4 protein-coding genes are annotated in these 5,189 nt (G+C 40.3%); all 4 read right to left on the reverse strand.

What is annotated here, in order from left to right:
- A partial coding sequence (locus E1176_RS06480) for an FAD-dependent oxidoreductase (protein ID WP_155209786.1) occupies positions 1-383 on the reverse strand: 383 nt, incomplete at its 3' end.
- Between the two features lie 57 nt (positions 384-440).
- The gene (locus tag E1176_RS06485; RefSeq protein ID WP_155209787.1) at positions 441-791 is read right to left on the reverse strand and encodes a four helix bundle protein; all 351 of its coding nucleotides are present in this window, start codon (positions 789-791) and stop codon (positions 441-443) included.
- Positions 792-830: 39 nt separating this feature from the next.
- Positions 831-2,405 carry a 2-oxoglutarate dehydrogenase complex dihydrolipoyllysine-residue succinyltransferase gene (gene odhB, locus E1176_RS06490; RefSeq protein WP_155209789.1) on the reverse strand — a complete coding sequence of 525 codons (1,575 nt, stop codon included), beginning with the start codon at positions 2,403-2,405 and terminating at the stop codon, positions 831-833.
- Between the two features lie 24 nt (positions 2,406-2,429).
- The gene (locus E1176_RS06495) at positions 2,430-5,150 is read right to left on the reverse strand and encodes a 2-oxoglutarate dehydrogenase E1 component (protein WP_155209791.1); all 2,721 of its coding nucleotides are present in this window, start codon (positions 5,148-5,150) and stop codon (positions 2,430-2,432) included.
- Between the last annotated feature and the right edge of the window lie 39 nt (positions 5,151-5,189).

Raw genomic sequence — 5,189 nt, forward strand, 5'->3', positions numbered from 1 at the left:
TTTTCCGGAGTGATTTTAATTTTATTTTTTGATACAAATGAACCCAGACCATAGTGCACATCAATCTTATTTTTCTTCATAAGATATTCTACACCATCACAAGTCTGCTGCACAACTGACGCCTTGCGAGCAATCATTTGTTTCAAGTTGGCTTTAGGCTTATTTATATCAATGCCGTGCTCTTTGAAGTGATTTTCTGCATTGTGGAAATGCTCAGAAGAGTCGAGCATGGCTTTAGAAGGAATACACCCTACGTTAAGGCAGGTTCCACCTAAAGTATTATACTTTTCAATAATGGCTGTTTTGAGGCCAAGTTGAGCACATCTTATAGCTGCAACATACCCTCCAGGGCCGGAGCCGATTACTGTAACATCGTATTTCATGTTTCTTTTGTTTTTAGTACTGAGTACATAGTAGTAAGTACCTTGTACTGGCTAAAATTAATTTAATGACGCTTTAAGGCCTATTAACATTTTATGAATTTCTTCTATTGAAGATATTAGTCCGTTAACTCTTTGCTCATCAGTATAACCTACCTGACTTGAAATAAGTAACTGAGTTTCCAACTCATATAAAGATCCCGTTGCTATTCCTAAAAACTGCTTAAATTCTCCTTTAGAATTTCTACCGGCTCCTTCAGCAATGTTAGATGCCACCGAAACAGAACTTCTTCTGATCTGAGTTGTAAGCCCAAACTGCTCTTTTGCAGGAAAATTTTCAGTAAGCTCATAGACAGAAGTTGTTAAACTCATTGCCTTTTGCCAAACCGAAAGCTTTTTGAACTGGTGCATCTACTCAGTACTAGTTACTTATTACTTTGTACTTATAAATCAAACTCCTAACATAAGTCTGGTCGGATCTTCCAGTAGTTCTTTAACTCTTACGAGGAAGCTCACTGACTCACGACCGTCAATTGTTCTGTGATCATATGATAAAGCAACGTACATCACCGGTCTCACTACGACTTCACCATTTTCTACCACAGGTCTTTCTACAATATTGTGCATACCTAATATGGCTGATTGTGGTGCGTTTATAATTGGTGTTGACAGCATAGAACCAAAAATACCTCCGTTGGTAATAGTAAAAGTTCCTCCAGACATTTCAGGAATGCTTAGCTTACCATCACGCGCCTTTTTGGCTAACCTCACTACCTCACTTTCGATACCTTTGAAATCAAGCGTTTCCGCATTTCTAATAACCGGAACAACCAATCCTTTTGGTGATGATACAGCTATAGAAATATCACAGTATTCATGATAAACCATCTCATTACCATCGATAGCTGCATTTACTGCCGGCCACTCGAGTAATGCCTGACAACAGGCTTTGGTGAAGAATGACATGAAGCCAAGACCTACACCGTGCTTTTCTTTAAACTGCTCTTTGTACTTTTTACGCAAGTCCATGATCGGCTGCATGTTTACCTCATTAAATGTGGTAAGCATGGCAGTTTCATTCTTTACAGAAACTAATCGCTTAGAGATTGTCTTTCGTAGACTAGTCATTTTTTCTCTGCGCTCATCTCTGGTGCCTCCTTGAGCTGCATTTGCAGGAGCAGATTGCTCTTCTTTAGCTTCTTGCTTAGGGTCAGCTTTTTCCTGCTTCGATGCTTTCTCAGCGTCCTCTTTTGTAATTCTTCCGTCTACACCTGTACCTTTTACATCATTAGGGTCAAGGCCTTTTTCTTTAAGAATTTTGGCGGCTGCCGGTGAAGCATGGCCAGTGGCATATGTTTCATTGCTGCTCGTCTGCCCAGAAGCAGAGGAAGTTGATGATTCTTCTTTTTTAGGAGCTCCGTTGTCGCTAGAGGCAGGCTTGCCTTCCATCTCTTCAATCTTGCATATCAAAGCGCCAATTTCTAAGGTATCGCCTTCTTCAGCCACGATGTTTAGAATACCGTTGGCTTCGGCAGGCAATTCAAAGGTTGCTTTGTCTGATTCTACTTCAGCAATTACCTCATCAAGTTCTATAAAGTCACCTTCTTCTTTGAGCCATGAAGAGATGGTAACTTCAGTGATTGATTCACCTACTGAAGGCACGACCATTTCTTTTACTTGTCCGGTCTTCTTTCCACCACCCTCAGATGAAGCGTCTGAAGAAGAAGATTCTTCAGTAGATTTACTTTCCTCTTTTTTACTGTCATCAGATGAAGAACCTGATCCTTTAGCATCTGCATCAATTTCACAGATTACACTACCAACCTCAATTGTATCACCTTCTTCAGCTTTAATTTTTAAGACACCTGCCACTTCAGCAGGGAGCTCAAATGTAGCTTTGTCAGACTCTAATTCTGCAATGATTTCGTCTTGTTCCACGTAATCACCATCGGCTTTAAGCCAGCTGGCTATGGTCACTTCGGTGATTGATTCACCAACTTCCGGAACTTTGATTTCTTGGCTCATTATGATATGGTTTTCTTGTAAATTTTATTTTTGGAAAGCTTTTTCAACAATTCTAGCCTGCTCTTCTTTATGCACTTTGGCATAACCAGTAGCAGGGGAGGCACTTGCCTTTCTGGATACCAGCTCAATGTTTTTGTCAGTTAACGTTCTTAGCATATAAGTCCAGTAACCCATGTTAGATGGCTCTTCCTGCACCCAGGCAAGTTTCGCGTCTTTATACTTTTTAAGCTGAGCATCAAGCTGTTTGAAAGGGAAAGGATGTAGTTGTTCAATTCTTACGAGTGCTACATCTTTTATTTTCTTTTCTTGTTGTTCTTCTAACAGGTCGTAATAAACTTTACCTGTACACATTACTACTTTTTTAACTGACTTATTAGTCACATAGCTATCACCAATTACTTCCTGGAATCCACCTTTAGTAAATTCTTCTATTGGAGAAATAACTTTAGGATGTCTGAGTAAGGATTTAGGTGAAAAAACAACACAAGGTTTTCTAAACTCCCAAGCCAATTGTCTTCGTAGCATATGGAAGAAGTTAGCTGGAGTCGTGATGTTACATGCTATGATATTTTCTTCAGCGGCCAATTGTAGGAAGCGCTCAGGTCTGGCATTAGAGTGCTCAGGCCCTTGTCCTTCGTAGCCGTGTGGTAAAAGCATAACCAGTCCGTTCATGCGCTGCCATTTAGACTCTGCACTCGTGATAAACTGATCAATCATAACCTGTGCACCGTTCACGAAATCACCAAACTGTGCTTCCCAAATAACTAAAGCATTTGGCGTGGACATCGCGAAACCGTATTCGAAACCTAAAACGCCAAATTCACTCAATAGCGAGTTGTAGATTTGAAATTTAGGTTGACCATCTTCAATGTGATCAAGATTACAGTATGGCTCGTTGGTATTAGCATCAAACACGTAAGAATGACGGTGAGAGAAAGTTCCTCTCTTTACATCCTGACCAGACATACGGACGATTTTGCCTTCTGTAAGCAGAGAACCATAAGCAAGTAATTCGGCATCTGCCCAGTTGAGCTCTTTCTTATCAAAGAAATTGGTTTTACGCTCTTTGATTAATTTTTCTATTTGCTTAAGCGGCTTAAAGCCATCTGGCAGCGTTGTAAGTGCTTTGGCAACTTTATCTACCACAGCTTTTTTAACTCCAGTTTCAGGAGATTTTTCAAAATCCTGAGGTGTAGCTCTGCGAAGTTGCTTCCACTCTTCCTCAACTTTTTGAGGTTTATATTTTAATGGCTGCTGCTTTACCTCGTTTAGTCGATCTTGCAGCATGCTTCTAAATTCTTTATCAAGCTTTTTGGCGCTTGCCTCATCCACATCACCACGCTCAATGAGTTTTTTTACATACACCTCTCTTGGGTTAGCATGCTTAGCAATGAGGTTGTAAAGTTTTGGTTGAGTAAACTTAGGTTCATCACTCTCATTGTGTCCATGCCTTCTGTAGCATAAGAGGTCGATGAATATATCCTTCCCAAATTTTTGATTGTACTCTACTGCGAGGTTTACACCAAACGTTACTGCCTCTGCATCATCACCATTGATGTGCAAAACAGGCGCATCTATAATTTTTGCTATGTCAGTACAGTAAATACTAGAACGTGCATCGTCATAGTCTGTAGTAAAACCAACCTGGTTGTTGATTACAAAATGAATTGTACCGCCTGTTCTATAACCAGGTAACTCAGACATTTGCACGATCTCGTAAACAATTCCCTGTCCAGCCACAGCAGCATCACCATGTATAAGGATGGACATGGCTTTTTTCATGTCTCCGTCATACTCATCATTAATTTGGCCACGCGTATAACCCAAAACAACCGGATCTACGGCCTCTAAGTGAGAAGGGTTAGGTGCTAGCTTTACGTATACGTCTTTATCTGACGGTGTCTTTATTCTACTTGAGTACCCTAAGTGATATTTTACATCTCCATCACCCATTGTGAGGTCAGGGTCTGCGTTACCCTCAAATTCATTGAAGATTTCCTCATAGGTTTTACCCATGATATTTGCCAACACGTTGAGGCGGCCACGGTGAGCCATACCTATTACCACTTCCTTTACATCAAACTCAGCAGCTTTGTTGATGATGGCATCAAGTGCTGCGATGGTATTTTCACCACCTTCTAATGAGAAACGCTTTTGCCCGAGAAACTTCGTATGTAGGAAATTTTCAAAGACTACAGCTTCATTAAGCTTGTCTAGTATTCTTCTTTTTACTTCAAGAGAAGGTGTGATGTCCACAGCCTCTTTTTCACACTTTTGTTTAAACCACTGTAATATCTCACTATCTCTCAAGTGCATATACTCGTAGCCAATAGGGCCTAAATATATATGTTCAAGTCGCTCATTTATTTTTTGTAGCGAAGCTTTGCCTAATCCGATTTCTTCTCCTACCTCAAACTCGCTTTTTAGGTCTTCGTCAGTAAGCCCAAAATCTTCAATTTTTAGCTTTACATTATGGTCTCTTCTTTGTCTTACCGGGTTGGTGTCAGATTTTAAGTGACCTCGTGATCTGAAAGCGTGTATTAGATTCCTTACGCGTGTTTCCTTAGGTGATAAATCTCCTTCTGCGGGAGCACCATTTTCTCCGTATTTTTGTTGAGAAAACTCAAAACCTTCGAAAAATTTTTGCCAGGATTCGTCTACTGAATTAGGGTCGCTTTTATATGAGTCATAAAGCTCATCTATATAGCTTCCGTGGGCGTTTGAAATGTAGGAATAGCGGTCCATCGTGTGTGATTAAGTTGTAACTCGAAACAAATGTAGAAA

Source organism: Fulvivirga aurantia (assembly GCF_009711475.1).
Lineage (GTDB): Bacteria > Bacteroidota > Bacteroidia > Cytophagales > Cyclobacteriaceae > Fulvivirga > Fulvivirga aurantia.